At 71.3% G+C, this 25,005-nt stretch carries 26 protein-coding genes; 16 read left to right on the forward strand and 10 right to left on the reverse strand.

Going from position 1 to position 25,005, the window contains the following annotated elements:
* Window positions 1-156: 156 nt before the first annotated feature.
* Complete coding sequence (gene aceB / locus ACZ562_RS03020) at window positions 157-1,791, forward strand: malate synthase A (RefSeq protein ID WP_471173560.1); 1,635 nt, start codon at window positions 157-159, stop codon at window positions 1,789-1,791.
* A 3-nt stretch (window positions 1,792-1,794) separates the two neighbouring features.
* Here the strand turns inward: aceB and ACZ562_RS03025 are convergent, their stop codons facing one another.
* From ACZ562_RS03025 to ACZ562_RS03035, 3 genes are read right to left on the reverse strand one after another with little or no spacing between them, the layout of a single operon-like run.
* Window positions 1,795-2,076: an Rdx family protein gene (locus ACZ562_RS03025; RefSeq protein ID WP_471173562.1), complete on the reverse strand. Its 282-nt coding sequence runs from the start codon at window positions 2,074-2,076 to the stop codon at window positions 1,795-1,797.
* Window positions 2,073-2,987, reverse strand: a complete 915-nt coding sequence (locus tag ACZ562_RS03030; protein ID WP_471173563.1) for a HipA family kinase — start codon at window positions 2,985-2,987, stop codon at window positions 2,073-2,075. The genes ACZ562_RS03025 and ACZ562_RS03030 overlap by 4 nt, the downstream gene beginning before the upstream one ends.
* 27 nt (window positions 2,988-3,014) lie before the next feature.
* On the reverse strand, window positions 3,015-4,544 hold the full coding sequence (locus ACZ562_RS03035; RefSeq protein ID WP_471173565.1) for an IucA/IucC family protein: 1,530 nt from the start codon (window positions 4,542-4,544) through the stop codon (window positions 3,015-3,017).
* Between the two features lie 102 nt (window positions 4,545-4,646).
* Here ACZ562_RS03035 and ACZ562_RS03040 point away from each other — a divergent pair, with 102 nt between their 5' ends.
* Genes ACZ562_RS03040 through ACZ562_RS03050 form a run of 3 tightly spaced genes read left to right on the forward strand, consistent with a single transcriptional unit; the run spans window position 4,647 to window position 8,278 of the window.
* A complete protein-coding gene (locus tag ACZ562_RS03040; protein ID WP_471173566.1) occupies window positions 4,647-6,146 on the forward strand; it encodes an IucA/IucC family protein in 1,500 nt (499 codons plus the stop codon).
* 45 nt (window positions 6,147-6,191) lie between these two features.
* Window positions 6,192-7,466: a VWA domain-containing protein gene (locus ACZ562_RS03045; protein ID WP_471173568.1), complete on the forward strand. Its 1,275-nt coding sequence runs from the start codon at window positions 6,192-6,194 to the stop codon at window positions 7,464-7,466.
* Window positions 7,466-8,278, forward strand: a complete 813-nt coding sequence (locus ACZ562_RS03050; protein WP_471173569.1) for a hypothetical protein — start codon at window positions 7,466-7,468, stop codon at window positions 8,276-8,278. The genes ACZ562_RS03045 and ACZ562_RS03050 overlap by 1 nt, the downstream gene beginning before the upstream one ends.
* Window positions 8,279-8,470: 192 nt before the next feature.
* On the opposite strand, the gene ACZ562_RS03055 is transcribed toward ACZ562_RS03050, so the two are convergent.
* Window positions 8,471-9,097, reverse strand: coding sequence for a winged helix-turn-helix transcriptional regulator (locus ACZ562_RS03055; RefSeq protein ID WP_471173572.1), 627 nt, complete (start codon window positions 9,095-9,097; stop codon window positions 8,471-8,473).
* 87 nt (window positions 9,098-9,184) lie between these two features.
* Between ACZ562_RS03055 and ACZ562_RS03060 the strand changes: the two genes are divergently transcribed.
* The 4 genes from ACZ562_RS03060 to ACZ562_RS03075 all read left to right on the forward strand — a co-directional run bounded on the left by ACZ562_RS03060 (window position 9,185) and on the right by ACZ562_RS03075 (window position 12,344).
* On the forward strand, window positions 9,185-10,393 hold the full coding sequence (locus ACZ562_RS03060) for a pyridoxal phosphate-dependent aminotransferase (protein WP_471173574.1): 1,209 nt from the start codon (window positions 9,185-9,187) through the stop codon (window positions 10,391-10,393).
* 21 nt (window positions 10,394-10,414) lie between these two features.
* A complete protein-coding gene (locus ACZ562_RS03065) occupies window positions 10,415-11,014 on the forward strand; it encodes a histidine phosphatase family protein (protein ID WP_471173576.1) in 600 nt (199 codons plus the stop codon).
* A 207-nt stretch (window positions 11,015-11,221) separates the two neighbouring features.
* A complete protein-coding gene (locus ACZ562_RS03070) occupies window positions 11,222-11,863 on the forward strand; it encodes a hypothetical protein (RefSeq protein ID WP_471173578.1) in 642 nt (213 codons plus the stop codon).
* 25 nt (window positions 11,864-11,888) lie between these two features.
* Entirely contained in the window at window positions 11,889-12,344 is a 456-nt protein-coding gene (locus ACZ562_RS03075; RefSeq protein ID WP_471173581.1) for an acyl-CoA thioesterase, read from the forward strand.
* A 216-nt stretch (window positions 12,345-12,560) separates the two neighbouring features.
* Here ACZ562_RS03075 and ACZ562_RS03080 read toward each other — a convergent pair whose 3' ends face one another.
* From ACZ562_RS03080 to ACZ562_RS03105, 6 genes are all read right to left on the reverse strand, one after another.
* Window positions 12,561-13,931 carry an 8-oxoguanine deaminase gene (locus ACZ562_RS03080; protein WP_471173583.1) on the reverse strand — a complete coding sequence of 457 codons (1,371 nt, stop codon included), beginning with the start codon at window positions 13,929-13,931 and terminating at the stop codon, window positions 12,561-12,563.
* 28 nt (window positions 13,932-13,959) lie between these two features.
* On the reverse strand, window positions 13,960-14,880 hold the full coding sequence (gene pucL / locus ACZ562_RS03085; protein WP_471173584.1) for a factor-independent urate hydroxylase: 921 nt from the start codon (window positions 14,878-14,880) through the stop codon (window positions 13,960-13,962).
* A gap of 6 nt (window positions 14,881-14,886) precedes the next feature.
* Window positions 14,887-15,282 (reverse strand): hydroxyisourate hydrolase, encoded by a 396-nt coding sequence (gene uraH, locus ACZ562_RS03090; RefSeq protein WP_471173586.1) that lies wholly within the window; start codon window positions 15,280-15,282, stop codon window positions 14,887-14,889.
* Window positions 15,279-15,797, reverse strand: a complete 519-nt coding sequence (gene uraD, locus ACZ562_RS03095; RefSeq protein ID WP_471173588.1) for a 2-oxo-4-hydroxy-4-carboxy-5-ureidoimidazoline decarboxylase — start codon at window positions 15,795-15,797, stop codon at window positions 15,279-15,281. The genes uraH and uraD overlap by 4 nt, the downstream gene beginning before the upstream one ends.
* Window positions 15,798-15,919: 122 nt before the next feature.
* Window positions 15,920-16,285, reverse strand: coding sequence for a helix-turn-helix domain-containing protein (locus ACZ562_RS03100; RefSeq protein WP_471173591.1), 366 nt, complete (start codon window positions 16,283-16,285; stop codon window positions 15,920-15,922).
* Window positions 16,282-16,533 (reverse strand): hypothetical protein, encoded by a 252-nt coding sequence (locus ACZ562_RS03105; protein WP_471173592.1) that lies wholly within the window; start codon window positions 16,531-16,533, stop codon window positions 16,282-16,284. The genes ACZ562_RS03100 and ACZ562_RS03105 overlap by 4 nt, the downstream gene beginning before the upstream one ends.
* A 124-nt stretch (window positions 16,534-16,657) precedes the next feature.
* Between ACZ562_RS03105 and ACZ562_RS03110 the strand changes: the two genes are divergently transcribed.
* The 8 genes from ACZ562_RS03110 to ACZ562_RS03145 all read left to right on the forward strand — a co-directional run bounded on the left by ACZ562_RS03110 (window position 16,658) and on the right by ACZ562_RS03145 (window position 24,990).
* Window positions 16,658-17,704, forward strand: coding sequence for a lytic transglycosylase domain-containing protein (locus ACZ562_RS03110; RefSeq protein WP_471173594.1), 1,047 nt, complete (start codon window positions 16,658-16,660; stop codon window positions 17,702-17,704).
* 130 nt (window positions 17,705-17,834) lie between these two features.
* Complete coding sequence (locus ACZ562_RS03115) at window positions 17,835-18,932, forward strand: RNA polymerase sigma factor (protein ID WP_471173595.1); 1,098 nt, start codon at window positions 17,835-17,837, stop codon at window positions 18,930-18,932.
* A gap of 128 nt (window positions 18,933-19,060) precedes the next feature.
* Complete coding sequence (locus ACZ562_RS03120; protein WP_471173596.1) at window positions 19,061-19,990, forward strand: ABC transporter ATP-binding protein; 930 nt, start codon at window positions 19,061-19,063, stop codon at window positions 19,988-19,990.
* A complete protein-coding gene (locus ACZ562_RS03125; RefSeq protein WP_471173599.1) occupies window positions 19,987-20,757 on the forward strand; it encodes an MlaE family ABC transporter permease in 771 nt (256 codons plus the stop codon). The genes ACZ562_RS03120 and ACZ562_RS03125 overlap by 4 nt, the downstream gene beginning before the upstream one ends.
* A 3-nt stretch (window positions 20,758-20,760) precedes the next feature.
* Window positions 20,761-21,564 carry an MlaE family ABC transporter permease gene (locus ACZ562_RS03130; RefSeq protein WP_471173601.1) on the forward strand — a complete coding sequence of 268 codons (804 nt, stop codon included), beginning with the start codon at window positions 20,761-20,763 and terminating at the stop codon, window positions 21,562-21,564.
* Between the two features lie 5 nt (window positions 21,565-21,569).
* Window positions 21,570-22,805: an MCE family protein gene (locus ACZ562_RS03135; protein WP_471173605.1), complete on the forward strand. Its 1,236-nt coding sequence runs from the start codon at window positions 21,570-21,572 to the stop codon at window positions 22,803-22,805.
* Entirely contained in the window at window positions 22,802-23,839 is a 1,038-nt protein-coding gene (locus tag ACZ562_RS03140; protein ID WP_471173607.1) for an MCE family protein, read from the forward strand. The genes ACZ562_RS03135 and ACZ562_RS03140 overlap by 4 nt, the downstream gene beginning before the upstream one ends.
* A gap of 170 nt (window positions 23,840-24,009) precedes the next feature.
* Window positions 24,010-24,990 carry an MCE family protein gene (locus ACZ562_RS03145; RefSeq protein WP_471173981.1) on the forward strand — a complete coding sequence of 327 codons (981 nt, stop codon included), beginning with the start codon at window positions 24,010-24,012 and terminating at the stop codon, window positions 24,988-24,990.
* The last annotated feature ends 15 nt before the right edge of the window (window positions 24,991-25,005 follow it).

The following is a 25,005-nucleotide window of genomic DNA, read 5'->3' on the forward strand; positions in this document are numbered from 1 at the left end:
ACCCGGAGGATCTCGACATCAACAAACCATTGAAGTTCCACGATGAGGAAACTACTATCCACTGATCAGAAGCGCCCCACTGCTCCGCGGGCGTTCACAGCCGTACCCGGGTCGACCGGCACCCGGTGCCACGCTCGCTGAAGGAAGTGACAGCTCATGTCCGCACCAGCGCCGTCCCCGCTGGCCATCGTCGACGCCGAGCCCCTGCCCCGGCAGGAGGAGGTCCTCACCGAAGCGGCCCTCGCCTTCGTGGCCGAGCTGCACCGCCGGTTCACGCCCCGGCGTGACGAGCTCCTCGCCCGCCGCGCGGAGCGCCGCGCAGAGATCGCCCGTACGTCCACGCTCGACTTCCTCCCGGAGACCGCCGAGGTCCGCGCGGACGACTCCTGGAGGGTGGCCCCGTCCCCCGCGGCCCTCGACGACCGCCGCGTCGAGATCACCGGCCCCACCGACCGCAAGATGACCATCAACGCCCTCAACTCGGGCGCCAGGGTGTGGCTCGCGGACTTCGAGGACGCCTCCGCGCCGACCTGGGAGAACGTCGTCCTGGGCCAGGTCAACCTGATCGACGCGTACACCCGGGACATCGACTTCACGGACCCGGACTCCGGGAAGTCGTACGCCCTGCGCCCGAACGACGAGCTCGCCACCGTCGTCATGCGCCCGCGCGGCTGGCACCTGAACGAGCGTCACCTCGTGGCCCCTGACGGCAGCCAGGTCCCCGGCGCCTTCGTCGACTTCGGCCTGTACTTCTTCCACAACGCGGGGCGCCTGCTCGACCTCGGCAAGGGGCCGTACTTCTACCTCCCCAAGACGGAGTCGCACCTGGAGGCCCGCCTGTGGAACGACGTCTTCGTCTTCGCGCAGGACCACCTCGGCATCCCGCAGGGCACCGTCCGCGCCACCGTCCTCATCGAGACGATCACGGCCGCGTACGAGATGGAGGAGATCCTCTACGAACTCCGCGACCACGCCTCGGGGTTGAACGCCGGCCGCTGGGACTACCTGTTCTCCATCGTCAAGAACTTCCGTGACGGCGGCCCCAAGTTCGTCCTGCCGGACCGCAACGCGGTCACGATGACGGCCCCGTTCATGCGCGCGTACACCGATCTCCTCGTCCGCACCTGCCACAAGCGCGGCGCGCACGCGATCGGCGGCATGGCGGCCTTCATCCCGTCCCGGCGCGACGAGGAGGTCAACAAGGTCGCCTTCGAGAAGGTGAAGGCCGACAAGGACCGCGAGGCGAACGACGGCTTCGACGGCTCCTGGGTGGCCCACCCCGACCTGGTCCCGATCGCCATGGAGTCCTTCGACAAGGTCCTCGGCGACAGGCCGAACCAGAAGGACCGCCTGCGCGAGGACGTCGACGTCAAGGCCGCCGACCTGATCGCCCTCGACTCGCTGGCCGCCAAGCCGACGTACAACGGTCTCGTCAACGCCGTACAGGTCGGCATCCGTTACATCGAGGCGTGGCTGCGGGGCCTCGGCGCCGTCGCCATCTTCAACCTCATGGAGGACGCGGCCACCGCCGAGATCTCCCGCTCACAGATCTGGCAGTGGATCAGCGCCGGCGTCGAGTTCGAGCACGCGGGGAACACGGTGAAGGCGACGCCGGAGCTGGCCCGCGAGGTCGCCGCCGAGGAACTGCGGAACGTCCGCGCCGAGATCGGCGAGGAGGCCTTCGCGGCCGGCCACTGGCAGCAGGCCCATGATCTGCTGCTCCAGGTCGCCCTCGACGAGGACTACGCGGACTTCCTGACGCTGCCGGCGTACGAGCAGCTGCAGGGCTGACGCTCACGCAGGCCTGTCCGAGTGGCCCAGGGACCTTCCCGGGGCCACCCGGTCGCGTACGGCCTGCTTGACGGCCGTCGGCTCGGGGAAGCCCTGCTCGCGGCGGTCCCACACCACCTCGTCGTTCACACGGACCACGAAGACGCCGCCCTTGCCCGGCTTGAGGGACAGCTGCGTCAGCTCGGCCTCGAAGGTCGTCAGCAGCTCCTGGGCCAGCCAGGCCGCCCGGGGCAGCCAGCGGCACTGGGTGCAGTACTCGATCTCGACCCGTTGCGTGTCCGTCATCCCAGGTGCACCGACCAATCCTGTTCCGCCGCCGGTTTGCCGTGCAGGTCGGGGACCCGCTTGAGCCAGTTCGGGCGGCCTTGTTGTGAGCGCGCCGCGCGAAGGGCCTCCTCGGCGGCGAGTTCCTCCCGGGTGGGGAAGTCGGTGGGGAGCCAGGACCGTGAGGCCTTCACGCGCGCGTGGAGGTAGTCGACGTACACATCGCGGACCTCGCCGGGAGTGGCGAAGCCCGGCTCCTCCGTCAGCCAGGCGTCCGGGACCTCCGCCACGATGTCGCGCAGCAGCCGCTCGGTCACCTTGGGCGCCAGCTCGGCGTCGGCCGCCCGTGTGTCCGGGCCGTAGTGGCCGAGCGCGTGGTGGCGGAAGTCGTACGCCTTCCCGGGGGCCGTGGCCTCCCACCGGTGGTGGAAGACGAGCGCGGCCCCGTGGTCGATCAGCCACAGGCGCGGGGGCACGGTCCCGAACGTGGGCCAGATCATCAGGTTCGAGCTGTGGACCGTGCGGTCCACGTTCACCGTCAGGGCGTCGAGCCAGACGATCCGGCCGGCCTCCAGCGGGTCGACCGGGAAGGTCTTGGCGGCCTCCGCGGTGAAGTCCTTCGCCCCCGGCAGGTAGTCCATGCCGAGGTTGAGACCGTGGCTGGCGTCGAGGAGCTCGCGCACCTCCTGGTGCGGTTCGTGCTCGGCGAGCGCCGGGTCGAAGTGGACCAGGACCAGTTCCGGGAACCGCAGCCCGAGGGCGCGGGCCAGCTCCCCGACGATCACCTCGGCGACCAGCGCCTTGCGGCCCTGCGCGGAGCCGGTGAACTTCACGACGTACGTTCCCAGGTCGTCGGCCTCGACGACTCCGGGCACGGAGCCGCCCGACCTCAGCGGGGTCACGTATCGGACAGCAGTCACGTCGCGCAGCACACCGGCCAGCGTAAGGCAGCGGCTCCACTAGGCCCTGTCGCCGGCCAGCGGATTGGGCAGTGGCAGGTAGCGGGCGTCGGCGCCGTCCGCGCCCGTCCAGCGGAGCAGCAGGTTCGTCTTGCCGGGCAGGGTGGGCGAGGCGAGGAGGGCCGCCACCTCGGGGAGGTCGTGGCGGGCCACCTCCCGGCGGACGGCGGGCCAGGGGTCCAGCGCCGGGTGGCGTTCGGCCAGGGCCGCTGCGAGCTCGCCGAGGTGGTTGACGAACAGGCAGTACACCAGCCGCTCCCAGCCGGCGGCGCGTTCCACGTCCGCCGGCAGTTTCACACCCTCGGCGTCCCGGAACAGCGCCTGCACCGGCATGCCGTCGGCGTCGACGGCGACCAGCGTGTTCTGCAGGTGCGCCTCGATCACGAGACCGTGGTCGGCGAAGGCCGCGAGGGCGGGCGGCACGACCTGAGCCAGGTAGGTCTCCCACCAGGCTGCCGGATCGGTGGCGCCGTCCAGCGGGCTGCCCGTGAAGCCCTCCACGAGGCCCGCGGCGAGCAGCGGGGTCGCTCCGGGCAGCAGGTGCCCCCGGAATCCGTCCCGGACGAGGACGGCCAGTTCCTCGAAGGCGAAGTCGGCGGTGCGGTAGCCGCGGTCGCCGAGCCAGGCCGCGGAGCCGTGGAAAGCCGCGAAGGCGGACGTCGCCGCCGCATCGGTGCGGCGGAGTTTCAGCAGGTCGTGGCGCCACAGGCGGCGGATGTCGTTGGTGATGCGCACATCGAGGCTGAACTTCAGGAACAGGTCGCGCTCGGGTGCGTACAGCGTGCGGATCGCGGCCGTCGGCCAGAGAGGGAACTCCGTCGTGCCCAGCCGGATCAGGCGGCCGTCGGCGAAGGCCGGGGCGAGGTCCCGGCCGGCCAGGTCGAGCTGCCAGGGGTGCGCGGGCAGCAGCAGGTAGCCGGGCGGGGCCTCACCCAGGGTGTCGAGGGCCGAGGTGTCGCCCTCCTCGACGACCGTGTCCTCGCGGAGCCCGAGCAGCACCAGCGGGAAGCGGGCGTGCGCCTCGGGCGCGTACGGCAGCCAGCCCGCCACGGGACCGCCACCGCGCGCCTTCGGGGCCGGGTGGTGGGGGTGGCCGGTGAGGAGGGACTGCTCGGAGCGCAGGTACGGGTCGTCCGGCGGGGTCGCCCGCGCCCGGGCGGCGAGCAGCGCGGCCACCGCGTCCCGGCTGTCGATCATCTCGGCGGGCAGTTCGTGGTTGGACAGGCCCGTGTGCCGGCGCAGTTCCTCGGCTACGAGCTTGACGAGTTCGGTATGGCCGACGCGCTGCCAGCGGCCGTCCGCGTACACCTCGGGGTCGGCGGGCCGCCGCTCTCCGCGCACCCGCAGCAGACGGCCGCCGGGCAGCCGGTACACGCGCCGCTCACCGGCTTCCGGCAGCGGCTCGGCCACCTCACGCAGCAGGCAGTTGAGCAGGGGCGCTGCCGCACAGGCGTCGGCGCGGGCCGCGATGTCGGTGCGCACCGCGCCGTCGCCGGCGGCGGGCGGGAGGATGAGATCCACGCGATCCACTCGTTCTCTACGGTCTCTACGGTCCGTTGTGGCGGAGACGATCAGTATGTCTGTCGTCACCGCCCGCCATGACGCCCTACCGGTACCCGAGGGAGCCCCACCGTGCACCGTCCCCCCACCGCCGAGGCCGAGGTCGCCGACGAGCTTGCCGCGGTGCGCCCAGGCCTCGTGCCACGGTACGAGGCCGGGCTGCCCGGCGCCCGGGCGGCCGTGCTGACCCGCCTGTGGCGTGCGCTCGCCCATGAACCACTGCCGTGGATCGCGGGCCGCGCGGCGGACCGGGACGGACTCACGCTGCGTCTTTCGGACGGCCGGCGTCTGCACGGCCCGCCCGCGGACCCGTACGCCACCGCCGCGTACGTCACGGCCCTGCGGCTGGACGAGAGGCCGTACGGCGATCCGGCGCGGCTGATGACGGACCTCGCCGTACCGCACGGGACGGGTTTCGCGGCCGAACTCGGCCACAGTGTCGCCTCGTTGGCGCTGTCACGAGCCGGGCAGGGCCCACCCGCGGAAGAGTGGCCGGTGAGCGACTGGGAGTGGGAGCGGCGTGTGGTCGACGGCCATCCGTACCACCCCAACTGCCGTTCCCGGCCCGGCTTCTCGGTGACCGAGCAGCTTGCGTACGGGCCCGAGCACGGGCCGCTCGTCGGGCTGGGCCTGGTGCCGGTTCGGGCGCGGGAGTGCCTGGTGACGGGGGTGTGGCCGGACACGATGCGAGACGGGGAACGGCTGTTGATCCCGGTGCATCCCTGGCAGGCGGAGCATGTGCTCAAGCGGCCGTGCGAGCCGGTGCTCCCCGCTCACCCGCTGATGTCCCTGCGCACCCTCGCCCTGCCCGGCGGGCCGCATGTGAAGACCGCGCTGAGCGCCCGGCTGACATCGTCGGTGCGGGACATCTCGGTGTACTCGGTCACCGTGTCCGCGACCCTGTCGGCGTTCGCGGAGGACCTCGCCGCCCGCGCGGACGGCCTCCTGCGCGTGACGCGCACGCTGGGCGCCGCCACGTCGGGCTCCCCCGACCTGGCGGCCGTACTGCGCGAGCCGCCGCACATGTACGCGGCGACGGAGCGGGGTGAGCGGGTCGTGCCGGTGGCCGCGCTCGCCACCACCAAGCTGCCCGGATCACCCTCCTGGCTCGCCCGTTTCACACGTCTCGCCCTCACCGTCGGCCTCCGTCTGCTGGAGCTGGGCGTGGCCCTTGAGGCGCACGGCCAGAACCTCCTCGTGGTGCTGTCCCCGACGGGAGCCCCGCTGCGGCTGGTCTACCGCGACCTGGCCGACATCCGTATCAGCCCGGCCCGGCTGTCCCGGCACGGCGTGCCGGTCCCGGAGCTGAGCGGACGGCTCGTCACGGACGACGAGACGACCCTGCGGCGCAAACTGTTCGGCTCGCTGGTGGCCGGCGCCCTCGCCGGTACGGCGGGTTCGGCGCCGGCGCTGCGGGCGGCCCTGGAGACGGCCGTACGGGATCTGCCCCGCACTCCGGACCTGGTCGCGCTGCTCGAAGAGCCGCTGCCCGCGAAGGCGTTGACGCTGATGCGGCTCTCGCCGGGGACGCCCGGGGACCAGTGGGCCGAGCTGCCCAGTCCCTTGCGGTGAGGACCTGTTTTGGAGCACGACACCTCGGATCAATAAGATCCGCCGATGATCACAAGACAACGGCTGGCGGCGGGAGTGTGCGCCCTGCTCGCCGCCCTGACGGCCGGGATGGCCTTCCCGGCCGCGGCGGCCGCCGGTGAACCCACGGGCGAGACCGCGCCCAAGGTCGACCTCGTCCTCGACGTCAGCGGTTCCATGCGGGCCCGGGACATCGACGGCGGGACGCGGATGGCCGCGGCGAAGCAGGCCTTCAACGAAGTCCTCGACGCGACGCCCGAGGAGGTCGAACTCGGCATCCGCACGCTCGGCGCCGACTACGCGGGCGACGACCAGAAGACGGGCTGCAAGGACACCGCGCAGCTCTACCCGGTCGGCCCGCTGGACCGTACCGAGGCCAAGACCGCGGTGGCCACCCTCTCGCCCACCGGCTGGACGCCGATCGGACCCGCGCTGCTGAAGGCGGCCGACGACCTCGACGGCGGCGACGGCTCCAAGCGGATCGTGCTGATCAGCGACGGCGAGGACACCTGCGCCCCCCTCGACCCGTGCGAGGTGGCCCGCGAGATCGCGGCCAAGGGCATCGGCCTCACCATCGACACGCTCGGCCTGGTCCCGAACGCCAAGATGCGCAAGCAGCTCAGCTGCATCGCCGAGGCGACCGGCGGCACGTACACCTCGGTGGAGCACACCGACGAACTCACCGACCGGGTCAACCAGTTGGTGGACCGGGCGGCTGATCCGGTGGTGACGCCGGTGGCCACCGAGGGCGCGACGAGCTGCACCGACGCGCCGACGCTGAAGTCCGGTCTGTACACCGACCGCGAGGAGTTCGGGCAGCAGCGCTGGTACCGCGTGGACGTCGAGCCGGGCCAGGAGGTCCGCGCCTCGGTGAGCGTCGCGGCCGACCGGGCCGTGAACCCGGACTACGGGGTGCTGTTGCGGGCGGTCACGGTGCACGGCCGGGAGATGGTGCGCGGCGAGGCTGCGGGCAACGGCCGTACCGACGTGGTCTCGACGGGGCTGCGGTACCCGAAGGCGGAGAGCGACGACGATGACGAGGCAGCCGCGCCCGCCGAGACCGTGTGCCTTCAGGTCACCAATTCGTTCTCGGCGGCCTCCGGGGTGAAGACCACGCCGGGCATGCCGCTGGAGCTCACGGTCGACGTCGTGGACAGCCCGTCCCCGGCGGGCGACGTGGCCTCCTTCGGCCTCGGGCGCGGCTGGTGGCTGCTCGGCGCCCTCATCCTCACCGGCTTCCTCGCCGGTCTCGTCTGGGGCTGGCTCTCGCGCTGGCGGGTCGCGGTCTGGAGGACCAACTGATGCGTGTCACACGTGTGCTGAGCGCGGCGCTGCTGACGCTCGGGCTCGCCGCGGGCCCCGCGGCGGCCGACTCCTCTCCCTCGCCCGGCGCTTCGGACGACAGTGCGGCGCCGACCGAGGCGGGCACGTCGTTCCGTACGGCGACAGAGATCGAACAGGGGCAGCAGGCGACGGCGAACGGGTCCGCGGGCGACTACCTGTACTGGTCCTTCCCCGCGGACGCCGGACAGCGCCCCACCGTCAAGGCGACGGTGAAGCTGCCGGACACGCACGCCGCCGAGACCTGGCAGGTCGACGTGTACGACGGTCTGCGCCGCCGCCAGGCCTGCCAGTACGGGGCGCAGACCCGCACCGCCGCGCCGGGCACGTCCTCCGTGGAGCTGGCCTGCGTGCTGCGCACGGTCCGCGCCTGGTCGGAGCCGTGGGCCGACGACCCGCTGCCCGGGACGTACTACGTCCGGCTGACGGTGGTGAATCTCCCGACCTCCGACCTCGGCCTGACGGTCGGGGCCGAGGTGCGGGTCGACTCCAAGGACGTCGGCGGGTCGGCCGCGGTGGACGGCTCGCTGGCGAAGCCGCTGGTGCCGGGGATCGCGATGCGGTTCGAGGAGCCCGCGGACGACGAGGACGGTTCGTCGGCCTCCGCCGTGCTGTCCAGCATCGAGCCCGAGGACGGCTGGGCCTCCGGATGGTGGTCCGACCGGTGGGTGTGGACCGCGGTGGGCGGTGTGCTGGCCGCGCTCGCGGGCATCGGCGGGTACGCGCTGACGCGGGGGGCGGGGCGGCCGCCGCGGGTGCCGCCGGGCGCCTGACCGTGCACTGACGGACCGTCAAGAGGCCCGCCGCGCTTCGGCACGGCGGGCCTCTTCGGGTTCACCGTCGCCTCCGCCAGGTCCTCGGCGGTCAGCGTCGCCGTCGCGGCGTCGCTCACCGCGCACAGCTCGTCGGCGGTGACGGCCCGTCAAGAGGACCGCCGCGCTTCGGCACTGCGGGCCTCGTCGGGTTCACCCGTCCCGCAACGCCTTGGCCACCGTGCCGTCGCCGGTCACCTCGATACGGCCGTCACGCACAGCGTCCGCCAGGCTCAACTCCCCCCGGGCGACGGCCTCGCACGTCGCGGCGTCCAGGACCAGCCGGGCATCGGGGTCCCCGGGTGCCGGGTCGTCGCCGTACACGGGCCCGTCCCCGGCACCCACGAACAGATGGAAGTCGCCTTCCTCCAACCGTACTTCGACGACTCCCTCGCCCTCCAGCTCTCGCAGGAGAGGCAGCGCGAACCAGTGCGCGCGCACGGCGTCCGTGGGCCGGCGCTCACCCAGCTCCGCTGCTCCCCAGGCACCCAGCGCCTGCAGCACCGGGATCAACTCGCGCCCTCGTCCGGTGAGTTCGTACACGTACGCCGCGCCGGGCGGCGGCAGCCTGCGCCGCGTCGTCAGCCCGTCGCGCTCCATGTCCTTCAGTCGCGAGGCGAGCACGTCCGTGCTCACGCCCGGCAGGTCGGCGTGCAGGTCCGTGTAGCGGCGCGGGCCGGCCAGGAGTTCGCGGACGATCAGCAGGGTCCAGCGGTCGCCGACGACGTCGAGCGCGCGGGCGGCGGAACAGTACTGGTCGTAGCTTCGGCGAGGTGACATGCGACGCAGTCTAGACAAGTTGTTGGACTTTCCAAGCACCTACTTGGTAAAACCAAGTAACACCAGTTACCGGAGGGGAAGCGGCGCATGGAATTCCGGCAGTCGAGCAAGCTCAGCGAGGTCTGTTACGAGATCCGCGGCCCGGTGATCGAGCAAGCCAACGCGCTGGAGGAGGCGGGCCACAGCGTCCTGCGCCTGAACACCGGCAACCCCGCGCTCTTCGGCTTCGAGGCGCCGGAGGAGATCCTCCAGGACATGATCCGGATGCTGCCCCGGGCGCACGGCTACACGGACTCGCGCGGGGTCCTCTCCGCCCGCCGGGCCGTCGCCCAGCGCTACCAGGAGCGGGGCCTGGACGTCGGCGTCGACGACGTCTTCCTCGGCAACGGTGTCTCCGAACTGGTCTCGATGGCCGTACAGGCGCTGATCGAGGACGGCGACGAAATCCTCATTCCCGCCCCGGACTTCCCCCTCTGGACGGCGGTGACGACCCTCGCCGGCGGCAAGGCGGTGCACTACCTCTGCGACGAGCAGGCCGACTGGTACCCGGACCTGGACGACATGGCGGCGAAGATCACCGACCGCACCAAGGCCGTCGTGATCATCAACCCCAACAATCCCACCGGCGCCGTCTATCCGAAGGAGATCGTCGAGGGCATCCTCGACCTCGCCCGGCGGCACGGCCTGATGGTCTTCGCCGACGAGATCTACGACCAGATCCTGTACGACGACGCCGTGCACCACTCGGCCGCCGCGCTCGCCCCCGACCTGGTGGTCCTGACCTTCTGCGGCCTGTCGAAGACGTACCGGGTCGCGGGTTTCCGTTCGGGCTGGCTCGTGGTCACCGGCCCCAGACAGCACGCGCGCAACTACCTGGAGGGCCTGACGATGCTGGCCTCCATGCGGCTGTGCGCCAACGCGCCCGCCCAGTACGCCATCCAGGCCGCGCTCGGCGGCCGCCAGTCCATCACCGAGCTGACCGCGCCGGGCGGCCGCCTGCACGAACAGCGCACCGTGGCATGGGAGAAGCTCAACGAGATCCCGGGAGTCTCCTGCGTGAAGCCGAAGGGCGCGCTGTACGCGTTCCCGCGCCTCGACCCCAAGGTGCACAAGATCCACGACGACGAGAAGTTCGTCCTGGACCTGCTGCTGAGGGAGAAGATCCAGGTCGTCCAGGGCACGGGCTTCAACTGGCCGGCCCCCGACCACTTCCGCATCCTTACCCTCCCCCACGCGGACGACCTGGAGGCGGCGATCGGGCGGATCGGGCGCTTCCTGAGCGGCTATCGGCAGTAGCGGACTCATAGGCTGGGTCGCATGAGTGATCTCTTCCTGGTCCGGCACGGCGAGACCGCGTGGTCGCGATCCGGGCGGCACACGGGCTTGACGGACGTCCCGCTGACCGAGCACGGCCGCGAGGAGGCGCGCAAGCTGGTGCCGCTGATCCGCTCGCACCGGATCGGGGCCGCGTTCGTGAGCCCGCTGCAACGGGCACGGGAGACCGCGGAGCTGATCGGGCTGCACGGGGTACGGGTCGACGCGGACCTGCACGAATGGGACTACGGCGGGTACGAGGGCGTCACGACCGCCGAGATCCAGCGCAGCCGGCCGGAGTGGTTCCTGTTCACGGACGGCGTCGCGCCCGGGCCGCCCGACCATCCCGGGGAGACTCCGGAACAGGTCGGGGAGCGCGCCGACCGGATGCTGGCCAAGGCGGACGCCGCGCTCGCCAACACCGAGGGTGTCGTGGTCCTGGTCGCGCACGGCCACTTCCTGCGGGTCCTCACCGCGCGGCGGCTCGGGCTGCCCCCGTCGGCGGGGGCCCTGTTCCAGCTGGCGACGGGCACCGTGTGCCGGCTCAGCACGGAGCATGCGCGGCCGGTGATCGCGGGGTGGAACATCAGGCCGGGGCCGTAGTCGCGGAGCGGGGCTTGTGGTCGTCTCCCGGTCCCGACGGGGCGGGGCGCCCGGCCCCGGTCAGCGGCCACCGGGCGGGGCGCGATGCGGCCAGGGCGGCCGCTCGCCGCCGGGTGAGTGTCAGACCTCCGTCGTAGTCTTCGAATGAGCTGATCGCGCCCCTGCGATCAGTCTTCGAGCAGGCTGTTCACCGGGGAGGAGCATGCCGTGACACGACCGCCGACCGCCGCACAGCGGCGTGTCATCGACGCCGCCGACCCCGTCACCGGGCGCCTGAAGGGCACGGAGACACAGCTTTCGGCCCTGGTGCGGCGCGGACTCGCATTCCGGCACCCGCGGCCACCGCACGACCACTTCCTGACGCCGGCGGGGCACCGTATACGGGAGGCCGAGCCCGATCCGCCAGCGGCCGAGGCCCCCGCGACGATCAGGTCCGGCGTGTTCGCCGCACGCGTCGGCGGCGAGGAGGGCATGTCCGAGGACACACCCGCCTCGGGCCCGTCCCGCACCCGCGAGGTGCACAGCGCCTGGCAGGGCCTGCTGGAGCTGCGGCGGATGACCAATCCCGACGGTGCGACGGACCGGCCGTGCGGCTGGGAGCGCACGCATCTGGTGCAGGCCGCCGCGCTCGCTCTGGAGGCGGCAGGCCACCGCCCCGCCGCCCGGGACACCGAGGGCTACCGGGTGAGCGCTACCCCGCAGCCGGAGGCCGTCGCCGTGTACGAGCCGGACGCCGGGTCGCTGCGGGCCTGCGCGGTCACGCTGGAGCGGGCGGGCTGGCAGGCCGGCGAGTACACGGAGCCGCGTACGAGGGCTCGTTATCTGCTGGCGTCCCCCCGAAGGGCGTGACGGACATGCCAAGATCGATCGACCGATGCGTGCACGACGAGAAGGGGAAGCCGTGACCGAGACCGAACCGTTTTCCGTCCCGGTGACCGTCCGTGGGTACGAGACGGATGTACAGGGTCATCTCAACCAGAGCGTGTACCTCAACTACGCGGAACACGCCCGTTGGTCGTTGCTGCAGGCGGCGGGGATAAGCCAGGCCGGCCTCGTGGCCGAGGGGGTCGGCCCGGTGGCCCTGGAGACGACCATCCGCTACCGGCGTGAACTGCTGGCGGGTGACGAGGTCGAGGTGACGTGCGTCTTCGAATGGGGCGAGGGCAAGACGTTCCGGATCGAGCAGACGATACGCAGGACCGACGGCACGGTGGCGGCCGAGATCACGGCCGTCGGCGGGCTGATGAACCTCACGGAGCGACGGCTGGTCGCGGACCCGCGGCAGTACTTCAAGGAGCTGGCAGCGGACCCGGGCCTGTTCGGGCTGTGACGCCACCTCGGCCTGAACGCGCCGCTCAGGTGGAGGGTGTACGGGGATGTCACACGGTCGCCTGAAGGATGAGGACGTACGGGCGTACGACCGGTCCGGGGCGCACATCCACGCACGCCCCGGAGGCGGCCGCCATGGACCCGCTCGGGTCCACGGACGCCGGCCGGGAGCCGTCCCTCCCGGCCGGAGATCAAGTGCCGTACCGAAGTACGGAGTTCACTGAGCGGCGATCTGCGCCAGCCGCCGTGCCTCCTCCCGCGTCGAGCGGGCGATGGCGTCCTCGTCGGCATACAGCAGGCGGCCGTTCTCCACGATCTGGCGGCCGCCGACGAACGAGGCCGTGACCGGGGCCGCGGCGCCGAAGACCAGCGCGGTCACCGGGTCGGCGATGGAGGCGTGGGCCAGTGTGTCCAGCTTCCACAGCACCAGGTCGGCCAGCTTGCCCGGTTCCAGGGAGCCGGTCTCCCGTGCGCGGCCCAGGACCTGGGCGCCGCCGCAGGTGCCGAGGCGCAGTGCCTGACGGGCGTTCAGGGCGGCCTCGCGGTGGGCGCCGAGGCGGTTGATGAGCAGGGCGTTGCGCAGCTCGGTGTGGAGTTCGCCGGACTCGTTCGACGCCGTACCGTCGACGCCGAGGCCTACCGGGACTCCGGCGGCGAGCATGTCCGGGACGCGGGCGATGCCGGCCGCGAGACGGGCGTTGGACGAGGGACAGTGGGCGACACCCGTCTTCGTGCGGGCGAAGGCGGCGATGTCGGAGTCGTTCATGTGGACGCAGTGCGCCATCCACACGTCGTCGCCGAGCCAGCCGGTGGACTCGAAGTAGTCGGTCGGGCCCATGCCGAACAGTTCGTGGCAGAACTTCTCCTCCTCCACGGTCTCCGAGCCGTGGGTGTGGAGCCGTACACCCTTGCGGCGCGCCAGCTCGGCGCCCTGCCTGAGCAGTTCGGTGGAGACGGAGAAGGGCGAGCAGGGTGCCACGGCCACCTGGGTCATGGCGTCGAAGGAGGCGTCGTGGTGCTCGTCGATGGTGGCCTCGGTGGCGGCCAGGGCGCCGTCGAGGGTCTCGACGGCGAAGTCCGGCGGCAGTCCGCCGTCCTTCTCGCTGCGGTCCATGGAGCCGCGGGCGAGGGTGAAGCGGACGCCCATCTCGCGGGCGGCGCGGATGATGGCGCCGGACAGGTCGCCCGAGTCCTTCGGGAAGACGTAGTGGTGGTCCATGGCGGTGGTGACACCGCCGCGGGCCATCATCGCGAGCGAGCCCTGCGCGGCCGAGTACACCATCTTCTCGTCGATACGCGCCCAGGTCGGGTACAGCGCGACGAGCCAGTTGAACAGGTTGTGGTCCGTGGCCAGGCCCCGGGTGATCCACTGGTAGTAGTGATGGTGGGTGTTGACCAGGCCGGGGGTCACGAGGTGGCCGGAGGCGTCGATACGGCGTCCGACGTTCTCCAGGCCCTCGGGTGCCCTGCCCGCGCCGAGCGACTCGATGCGGTTGCCGGCGACGACGAGGTGTCCGGAGGCGTACTCGGTGTCGTCGGCGTCCACGGTCGCGATCGAACAGTTCTCGATGACGAGGCGCTGTGCCATCGTTCGTCCTCTACTTTCCGTGTCCGCGTCAGAGGTTGGTCAGGTCCGCCGGGATCTTCGCCTCGCGGCCGTCCCGCAGCACGGTCGCCTCGATCAGTCCGTACGGCCGGTCCGCCGCGAAGTACACCTCATTGTTGTTCTTGAGCCCGAAGGGCTCCAGGTCGACAAGGAAGTGGTGCTTGTTGGGGAGCGAGAAGCGGACCTCGTCGATCTCGGCGCGGTTGTCGATGATCCGCGAACCCATCTGGTAGAGGGTCTGCTGCAGCGACAGCGAGTACGTCTCGGCGAAGGCCTGGAGCATGTGCTTCCTCACCTGCTCGTAGGACTCCTCCCAGTCGGGCATCCGCTGTTCGTCGTCCGCCCAGCCGAAGCGCCAGCGGGCGGAGACCTGGGTGGCCAGGATGCGGTCGTAGGCCTCGGGAAGCGTCGTGTACTTGTCCTTGACGTAGCCCCAGAACTCGGAATCGGTCGAGTTCATCACGACCAGGTCCTTGAGCCCGGAGACGACCGCCCACGAGGAGCCGTCGTAGGTGATCTGCGTCAGCCGGGTCTCCTGTCCCTTGCGGACGAAGGAGTGCGCGCCCTGTCCGGAGTGCCCGATCCGCTCCCAGGCGTACTCCTCGATGCGGATGCGGGCGCGGTGGATGGCCGGCTGAGAGGTCACGAAGTGACGGGCGAGGTGGATGCCGAACTGCTCGGCGGACTCGATACCGTGCTCCTTGGCGAACGCGTACACCGTGTTCTTGGTGGTGTCGGTCGGCAGGACGCTGGCGTTGGAGCCGGAGTAGTGGACCTCGTCCATGTCGCCGGAGAGCGACACGGACACGTTCAGGTCCTTGATGTGGTGGGTGGCGCCGTCCCGCGTGATCTTGACGACTCGGTTCTCGGCCTTGCCGTACTGGTTCTGTCCCAGAATCACTGGGCGGGCGGGGCGGGAAGGGTCTTCCATCTGTAGCTAGCTCCCTCGGTAAACGGAGTAGCCGAACGGGTTGAGCAGCAGCGGTACGTGGTAGTGCTCGCCCGGCACGACGGTGAATGTGATCGCCACCTCCGGGAAGAACACGGCGGCACCGCTGTCCCGGTTCGCGGGGGCGTCCTGCTGCGCATCGGCTTGCTTCTCCTCGAAGTACGTCTCGACCGCGAAGTCGAGCCGTGCATGGGTGGTCCGCTCCGGCAGCGCCGGAAGGTCCTTGCACCGTCCGTCCGCGTCGGTGGCCGAACCGCCGAGCGCCTGCCAGTCCGCGTTCCGCCCGCTGCGGGCGGAGAGCTGGACCGCGACACCCTTGGCGGGGCGGCCGATGCTGGTGTCCAGGATGTGTGTGGACACGGAAGCGGCGGTGCTGGTGCTCATACGCGGGCGTCCTCTTCGACGAGTCGGGCCAGGCGGATACGGTTGATCTTGCCAAGCTCGGTGCGGACGGTCTCCCGCTCCTGCTCCGGCGAGTTGCCGATGCGTTCCCTGACCGCGTCGCGCATCTGCTCGCCGGTCCGGCCGGTGGCGCAGATGAGGAAGACGTGGCCGAACTTCTCCTGGTAGGCCAGGTTGAGTTCGAGCATCTCCGCCCTGAGCTCGTCGGAGGCCCCGGACATGCCGCGCTGTTCGCGGGCCGAGACCGGGTCGCCGGGCTTGGGGCGGCCGATCGGCGGGTGGCCGGCCATCGCCTCCGCCAGGTCCTCGGTGGTCAGCGTCGCCGTCGCGGCGTCGCTCACCGCGTACAGCTCGTCGGCGGTGGCGTAGGGACGGGCGGCGAGCAGCCGCTCCCCCCATGCCGTGGAGGCGCACGCCTCTCGGAGGACGGCGAGGGCCGCGTGCTCCTCCAGGTCGTTGAACCGGGCCAGACCCGGGGGCGTGTCGGTCGGCGTCACGGGAGCCTCCGTGGCCGCGAACGGCCTTCGTGCTGAACGGACTGCGGCCAGCTAACGCCCCCTCATGACCACACGTCAACACTTTGTTGAAAATTCGGGGTGACAGACCCCGTCGGCGGCCCTCAGCCCTTATCGCGGTTCAGGTAGTTGTAGACCGTGAAGCGGCTCACCCCGAGCGCGCCCGCCACGGTCTCCACGCCGTGCCGCACGGAGAAGGCGCCGCGCGCCTCGAGTATCCGTACGACCTCCTGCTTGGCCTTGCGGTCCAGGTCGGCGAGCGGTTTGCCCTGCTTGCGCTCCATGGCGGCGAGGATGTGGTCGAGCGAGTCGGCGAGCTGCGGCAGGCGTACGGCGACCACGTCGGCGCCCTCCCAGGCGAGCACGACGTCCTCGGGGCCGGCCTCGTCGGGCGGGATCAGTTCTCCGCCCATGGCGTCGACCAGCGGTTTCACGGCCGCGATGAAGGGCTCGTCGCGGGCGCCGGTCACTGAGCGCCCTCCCCGATCACGTTGACCTGCAGCGAGATCCGCGTCGCGCCGGCCTCCAGCGTCTTGCGCAGCAGGGCGTCCACGGCGGTGAGCACGGCGTCGGCGCCGCCTTCCGCCGTGTTGCCGAACGGCCCGACGTCCACCGCGTCCAGCTCGGCCGTTTCGACGACCTGGCGGGCCACCCGCGCATGCGCGGGTGCCTCGTCGAGGTCGAAGGGCTCGGTCGTGAACTCCACTCTCAATCGCACGCGCACAACCTAACGCGCCGCACGGATGTGCGGGCAGTCCTCACCGTCACGGGATCCCCGCGACGGACCGGCCACCCCGCCCCGTAGAGCAGACGAGGAGAGCACACAGGGAGGGGACCGCAACGTGGCAGGACACAGGGTCAGAGGCGCCAGGGGTACCAGGGGTGCCAGGGGTACGGCGCTCGCGGCGGCGGCGATGGCGGTGCTGACCGCGTCACAGGCGTCGGGGGCCGTTCCGGCACAAGCGTCCGCGCCGGTGCGGCAGGCGCCCGCCGGGCACGGGCCGAGCGTCACCGGTGACACCCCGTACCGCACCGAGCTGCCGCCGCTGCGGACCGGGAAGAGCAAGCGCAGCGGCACGTCGGTGGCGGGCACCGCGCTGCCCGTGTCCGTGTTCGCCGCCTACCGGCGGGCCGAGGCACGGCTCGCGAGCGAGGCACCGGGCTGCCGGCTGCGGTGGCAGCTGCTGGCGGCGATCGGCCAGGTGGAGTCCGGGCAGGCCCGGGGCGGCCGGGTGACCGCGGACGGCACGACCCTGACCGCGATCCTCGGGCCGGTGCTGAACGGGGGTGCCTTCGCCGTCATACGGGACACCGACGGCGGGGCCTACGACGGGGACGCCGTGTACGACCGCGCGGTCGGCCCGATGCAGTTCATCCCGTCCACCTGGGCCCGCTGGGGCACGGACGGCAACGGCGACGGGCGGGCCGACCCGGGCAACGTGTTCGACGCGGCCCTCGCCGCCGGACGCTATCTGTGCGCGGGCGGACGGGACCTGTCCGAACCGGCCGGACTGGACCGGGCGATCCTCGGCTACAACCACTCCGAGGCGTATCTGCGCACGGTCAGGGCCTGGTACGCGTACTTCCTGAACGGGCACACGGTCGTTCCGGACGCCTCGTACGGCTCCGCGGCGCCGTCCCCGCGTGCCGAGCCGTCGCGGCCGGAGTCCACGCCGAAGCCGGCACCGTCCCCCCGCCCCCGCACCACCCCGTCCCCGAGGCCGTCCGAGCCCGCCTCCCCGACCCCCGGCGGGACCCGCCCGGGGGAGGGCCCGGAGGACGGCACGGAGGAGACGGAGGCACCCTTGCTCCCCGTACCCGGCCCGGACGCCGAACTGCCCGAAGGCGACCTGCTGCCCGGCGGCGGACCGCTGACCAGGAGCGGCTGACCAGCAACGGCTGACCAATAACAGCGAGGACTCGATGACCGCCTCCCCCTCCACAACCGCGGCTACCGGAGGGTAATCTCGCCACCCGCCGGACAGCACGAGACCGGCGGGTGAGCGCGAAGGGGCCCTCATGGCTACGGACACGCCTGCGGAGACGGACGCGGCCGACGAGCGCTGGCAGCGCATGTGGAGCCACCGCGAGCAGCTGCTCAAGGTGGCCCGGCGCAGGTCGATGAGCGCGGAGGACGCCGAGGACGCGGTGCACGAGGCGATGCTGCGCGCCGCGGAGCGTCCCGACCTGGACGACGAACGGCTGGCGGCCTGGCTGACGACGGTGACCATGCGGCTGTGCGTGGACCGCTACCGCCAGGTCAACCGCGAGGCCGAGGTCCGCACCAGTCCGACGCTGATCGCGCCCGGTCCCGTGCCGGTGGAGGAGGCCGTGTGCGACCGCGCCGAGGCGAAGTGGCTGGCGGTACGCAGCGGTGAGCTGCCCGCGCGCCAGGCCGAGGCGCTCAGGCTGAAGTCGGAGGACCTCGACGTCGGTCAGGTCGCCGTCCGCATGGGGCTGAGCTACCGGACCGTCGAGTCGCTGCTGGCCCGGGCCCGGCGGACGCTGCGGAACTCGCTGGCCGCGACGCTCGGGTTCGCTCTGTTCCTCGTCGGGCGCGGGCGGCCCCGGACGGTCGGCAAGGCGCAGGCCGTGGCGGCCGCGTCGACCGCGGCGACCCTGGCGGTGGCCGGATTCGTGCTGCCGTACGCGCTCGACGCGGGCGGGAGCGAACCCGCACCGCGGCCGTCCGCCTCGCACGGCGCGGAGGCACTCCGTCCCGGCAGCACCGGTGAGGCCCCCGCCCCCCGCACCGCGGACCGGCCCTCGGCGAAGGGAACCGCGCCGGCGGCGGCCGGGGCACGCGACGGCGGTTCCCTCCTGCCCCTGTCCGTGCCGCCGCTGCCGGACGCCTCCGTCCCGCGCTTGCCTTCGGTCGATGCGCCGGACGTCCCGCGGGTGCCCGACGTCCCCCGGCTGCCGGAGGTCACCGATCTGCCCGGCCCGTCGGATCTCACGGATGCATCCGACGTACCGGACCTGCCGGATGTACCGGACGTATCGGATCTATCGGATGTGCCGGACCTGCCGGCCGAGTCCGCCGTCCCGACGGCACCGGACCTCCCCGCCGTACCGTCCGCCTCGCTCCCCGCCCCCACGGTGAGCGCGCTTCCGTAGCCACGGAAACCTATCCTCCGCGGCCCGGAAATCCCTTCGAAAAATTTCCGCCTCCCGAGCGACGGACACCCCACCCCTCCCCGTAGAGCAGATGTCGGAGCTGCTCCACAGGCCGAAAGGTGGACCGGATGGGTGTCGAGATCTGTGTGGAAGGGCTGACCAAGTCCTTCGGTCACCAGGTCATCTGGCAGGACGTCTCGCTGACGCTGCCCGCCGGGGAGGTCTCGGTCATGCTCGGCCCCTCGGGCACGGGCAAGTCGGTGTTCCTCAAGACGCTCGTCGGGCTGCTGAAGCCGGAGCGGGGTTCCGTGAGGATCGCGGGCCGGGACATCACGCAGCTCCGTGACCACGAGCTGTACGAGGTGCGCAAGCTCTTCGGAGTGCTGTTCCAGGACGGCGCGCTGTTCGGCTCGATGAACCTGTACGACAACATCGCCTTCCCGCTGCGCGAGCACACCCGCAAGTCCGAGAGCGAGATCCGGCGCATCGTGCTGGAGAAGATGGACATGGTCGGGCTGATCGGTTCCGAGGGGAAGCTGCCCGGCGAGATCTCCGGCGGCATGCGCAAGCGGGCCGGTCTCGCCCGGGCCCTGGTCCTCGACCCGGAGATCATCCTCTTCGACGAGCCCGACTCGGGCCTCGACCCGGTACGCGTCGCCTATCTCAACCAGCTGATCGTCGACCTCAACGCCCAGATCGACGCGACCTTCCTGATCGTCACCCACGACATCGCCTCGGCGCGGCAGGTGCCGGACAACATCGGCCTGCTGTTCCGGCGCGAACTGGTCATGTTCGGGCCCCGCGAACGGCTGCTGACCAGCGACGAGCCGGTCGTACGGCAGTTCCTGAACGGCCGGATGCAGGGGCCGATCGGCATGGCGGAGGAGAAGGACGCCGCGCAGGTCGAGCAGGAGCTCGCCCAACTCGCCGACCGGGCACCCGTCCAGGAGCTGACTCCCCGCCTGCTGCCGGGACCGGGCATCACCCGCCCGCCCCGCTGGGAGGCGATCGCGCGGCGGGAGGCGGAACTGCACCGCAAGGAGGTGGCCGACGTATGAGCCTGTCGCCGACCGGAGCGCTCAGACAGTCGGGGAACCTCTTCGCGATGGCGCTGGACGTCGTCCGGACGCTGCCCCGACGGCCTTTCCAGGCACGGGAGTTCATCCAGCAGGCCTGGTTCATCGCGAGCGTCACCATCCTGCCGACGGCCCTGGTGTCCATTCCCTTCGGCGCGGTCATCGCGCTGCAGATCGGCAGCCTGACCCGGCAGCTGGGAGCGCAGTCCTTCTCCGGTGCCGCCTCGGTCCTCGCGGTGCTGCGGGAGGCCTCGCCGATCGTCACCGCGCTGCTGATCGCGGGCGCAGGCGGCACGGCGATCTGCGCCGACCTCGGGGCACGGAAGATCCGCGAGGAGATCGACGCGATGCAGGTGCTGGGCATCGACCCCATCCACCGGCTGGTCGTACCGCGGGTGCTGGCGTCGATGGTGGTGGCGGTGCTGCTCAACGGCCTGGTGTCGGTGGTCGGCGTCGCGGGCGGCTACTTCTTCAACGTCGTGCTGCAGAACGGCACTCCGGGCGCCTATCTCGCCTCCTTCACCACACTCGCCCAGCTCTCCGACCTGTGGGCGGCCGAGATCAAGGCGCTGGTGTTCGGGGCGATCGCGGCGATCGTCGCCTCCTACAAGGGACTCACCGCGAAGGGCGGGCCGAAGGGTGTGGGCGACGCCGTGAACCAGTCGGTGGTGATCACCTTCATGTTGCTGTTCGTGACGAACTTCGTGATGACCGCCGTGTACTTCCAAGTCGTTCCGCAGAGGGGCTGAGGCATGGCGCTGTTGAATCGCCTGGAGGAGCTGGGTGCCCAGCTCTCCTTCTACGGGCGCTCGCTGGCGTGGACCGGCCGCACCGTGCGCCGCTACAAGAAGGAGATTCTGCGGCTGCTCGCCGAGGTGAGCTTCGGCCGCGGCGCACTCGCCGTCGTGGGCGGCACGGTCGGCGTCATCGCCTTCCTGTCGTTCTTCACCGGGACGGAGGTGGGCCTGCAGGGATACGCCGCGCTCAACCAGCTCGGCACGTCCAACTTCGTGGCGTTCCTGTCGGCCTACTTCAACACCCGGGAGATCGCCCCGCTGGTCGCCGGGCTCGCACTGTCCGCGACCGTGGGCGCAGGGTTCACGGCCCAGCTCGGCGCGATGCGGATCAGCGAGGAGACCGACGCACTCGAGGTGATGGGAGTGCCCTCGCTGCCGTTCCTGGTGACCACGCGGATGATCGCCGGGTTCGTCGCCGTGGTCCCCCTGTACGTGATCGGGCTGCTGTCCTCCTACCTCGCCGCCCGCACCATCACCACCGGCTACTACGGCCAGTCGACGGGCACCTACGACCACTACTTCCAGCAGTACCTGCCGCCGGTCGACGTGCTGTGGTCCTTCGGGAAGGTGCTCGTCTTCGCCGTCCTGATCATCCTGGTGCACTGCTTCTACGGCTACTACGCGAGCGGCGGCCCGGCGGGCGTCGGCGTCGCGGTGGGCCGCGCCGTACGCACCTCGATCGTCGCCATCAACGTCCTGGACTTCTTCCTGTCGCTCGCGATCTGGGGCGCCAACACGACCGTACGGATCGCGGGGTGAGCGGGATGAGAGTGCTGAGACTGCGGTTGTACGGCGTCGTGTTCCTCGCCGTGCTCGCCCTGCTGCTGGCGCTGTCCGTGGCCGTGTACCGGCAGGCGTTCACCCCGGTCGTGCGGATCACGCTGGAGGCCGACAGCCTCGGCAACCAGCTCGATCCGCGGGCCGACGTCAAACTCCGCGGCCTGCTGGTCGGCGAGGTGCGCGAGGTGCGGGCCGACGGGACGAAGGCGACGCTCGGCATCGCGCTCAAGCCTCAGTACGCCGCCTACATCCCGTCCGACGTACACGCACGCCTGCTGCCCAAGACACTGTTCGGCGAGAAGTACGTCGACCTGGTCGCCCCCGCCCGCTCCTCGGCCCGGCCCGTCCGCGCGGGCGACGTCATCACCCAGGACCGCACCCGCGTCGGCATGGAGGTCCAGCAGCTGATGAACGACCTGCTGCCGCTGCTGCGGACCGTGCAGCCCGGCAAGCTCAACGCCACGCTCTCCGCGTTCGCCACCGCCCTGGAGGGGCGCGGCGACAGGATCGGCGACAACCTCACCCGAGTGGAGGCCTATCTGCGCCGCATCAATCCGCATCTGCCGTCCCTCAAGGAGGACATCGCACGCTTCGCCGACGTCGCCGAGGTGTACGGCGACGCGGCGCCCGACCTGATGGAGATCCTGCGCAACACCGTCACCACCAGCCGCACCCTGGTCGAGGAGCGGGACCGGCTCGCGTCCGCGCTCACCACGACGGCCGGCGTCGCGGGCACCGCGGAAGACTTCCTCGACGCGAACGGCGACCGCCTGATCACCCTCGGCCGGGTCTCCCGTCCCACGCTCGAACTGTTCGCCCGCTACTCCCCCGAGTACCCCTGTCTCCTCGCCGGCCTGGTCCGTCAGGAGGCGGCCTCCGAGCAGGCGTTCCGGGGCGGCAAGATGCACATCACGCTCGAGATGGTCCGCCCGCAGGGGGCGTACGAGCCGGGTGAGGAGCCCCGCTACGGCGAGCGGTCGGGGCCCGACTGCCGTGACCTGCCCGGCCCTCCCGTGCCCGCACCTGGTGCGCATCTCAACGACGGTTCCTCGAAGGCGAGTTCGTCCGGTCCGCAAGGCGTCTCCGCCACCCGGGCGGAGCAGCGCGCCGTCGGATCGCTCGTGGCGCCCGTCCTGGGCGTGCCCGCAGACGAGGTGCCACCGGTCGCGACTCTGCTGTTCGGCCCGATGGCACGCGGGACGGCGGTGAGCGTCGCATGAGGACCGCAGGAGCCCGGACGACCGCCGCCCCGCTCATCAAGTTCAGCCTCTTCGCCCTGGTGACGATCCTGGCGACGGCCCTGCTCGCCGCCACGATCGTCAACTTCTCCCTGACCCCCGACCGCACCTACCACGCGGTGTTCAGCGACGTCACCGGCCTTGAGACGGGCGACGACATCCGGGTGGCCGGGGTGCGGGTCGGCGAGGTCGAGGGCATCAGGATCAAGGACCGGACACTGGCGGAGGTCACCTTCACCGTCAGCACGGACCGGCCGCTGTTCACCGGCACGGGCGCGGTCATCCGCTACCGGAACCTGGTCGGGCAGCGGTACGTCGCGCTCACCGAGGGAGCGGGCGACGGCACCCGGCTGAAGCCGGGCGCCACGATCCCGCTGTCGCGCACCCAGCCGGCGCTGGACCTCAACGCGCTGCTGAACGGCTTCAAACCGCTGTTCGCCGCACTCAGCCCGAAGGACGTCAACCAGCTCGCCACCGAGATCGTCCGGACTCTCCAGGGCGAGGGCGGCACCGTCAACGGCCTGCTCGCGCACACGGCTTCGCTCACCACGACGCTGGCCGGCCGCGACCGGCTGATCGGTTCGGTGATCGACAACCTCAACACCGTGCTCAAGGCGCTCGACGAGCGCGGCGGCCGGTTCTCCGGGCTGCTCAGGCAGCTGCGCCGGGTGATCTCGGGACTGTCCGCCGACCGGAAGCCCATCGGGGAGTCGCTGGTGAGCATCGGCGATCTGACCGAGGCCACCTCGGGACTGCTGAAGGACGCCCGCCCGCCCCTGAAGGACGACATCGCCGAGCTGACCGGTCTCACCGGAACGCTCAACAAGAACGAGAAGACCGTGGAGGGCGTGCTGAAGCGGCTGCCGAACAAACTGGGCGAGCTTACGGGGACGGCGTCCTACGGCTCGTGGTTCAACTTCTACCTCTGCGACTTCGACGGCCGGATCGTGCTGCCGAAGACGAAGCAGGTGCTCACTCCCGAGCTGCATGTGGCGAGGGCGAGGTGCGGCGCATGACCCGCAGGCACCGCCCGGAACCCCTCATGAAGGTCCGCATCGACCCGCCGAGGCTTCCGAGGATACGGCTGCTTCCACGCCGGGCGCCGCGCCCCCGCCGCCCGGAGCCGCTGATGAAGGTCCGCATCGAGCCGCCGAGGCTGCCCCGCATACGGATCCGCCGGCCCCGCCTGACCCCCTTCCGCGAGCGCAACCCCGTCGTCATCGGAGCCGTCGGCCTCACCACGCTCGCGCTTTTGACCGTGGCCGCGTTCAACGCCGACAGCCTGCCGCTGATCGGCGACGGCGAGGACTACAGCGCCGCCTTCTCGGAGGCGGGCGGCCTCAAGCCGGGCGACGAGGTGCGGATCGCCGGAGTCAAGGTCGGCAAGGTCGAGGACGTCGACCTTGCCGGCGACCACGTCAAGGTCACCTTCAAGGTCAAGGGCGATCCCCGGTTCGGCACCGGCACCGGCGCGTCGATCCGGGTCAAGACGATCCTCGGCGCGAAGTACCTCGCGCTGCACCCCAGGGGACCGGGGCAGTTGAGGCCCGGCAGTGAGATCCCGCTCAAGCGCACCGTCCCGGCGTATGACGTCGTACAGGCGTTCAGCGATCTCACCACCACGACGGAGGAGGTCGACACCGACCGGCTGGCGACGGCCCTGGACACCATCTCCACCACCTTCCAGGACTCGCCCGCGGAGGTACGGGCGTCCATCAAGGGCCTGTCGAGGATCTCCCGGACGGTGGCCTCACGCGACAAGGCCCTGGGCGAGCTCCTCGGCCACGCGAACGGTGTCACCGGCGTGCTGGCCGAGCGCTCCAAGGACTTCACCGCCCTGGTCAAGGACGGCGACAAGCTGTTCCGGGAGATCAGCAGACGGCGCGAGGCGATCCACAACCTGCTGAAGAGCTCCGCCGCGCTCGGCATCGAGCTCTCCGGCCTGGTGGAGGACAACGACAAGGAGATCGGGCCCGCGCTCAGGGGCCTGAACGGCGTGGTGCGGATGCTCGAACGGAACCAGTCCGCTCTCGACCGGAGCGTGAAGCTGATGGCGCCCTATGTGCGGCTCTTCACCAACACCCTGGGCAACGGCCGCTGGTTCGACTCCTACGTCCAGAACCTGGTCGCCGCCCCGGTGGTGCCGCGCACGGGAGGCGCGCAGTGAACAACCTGAAAGGAC

The sequence above is a fragment of the Streptomyces sp. NPDC040410 genome (assembly GCF_055595715.1).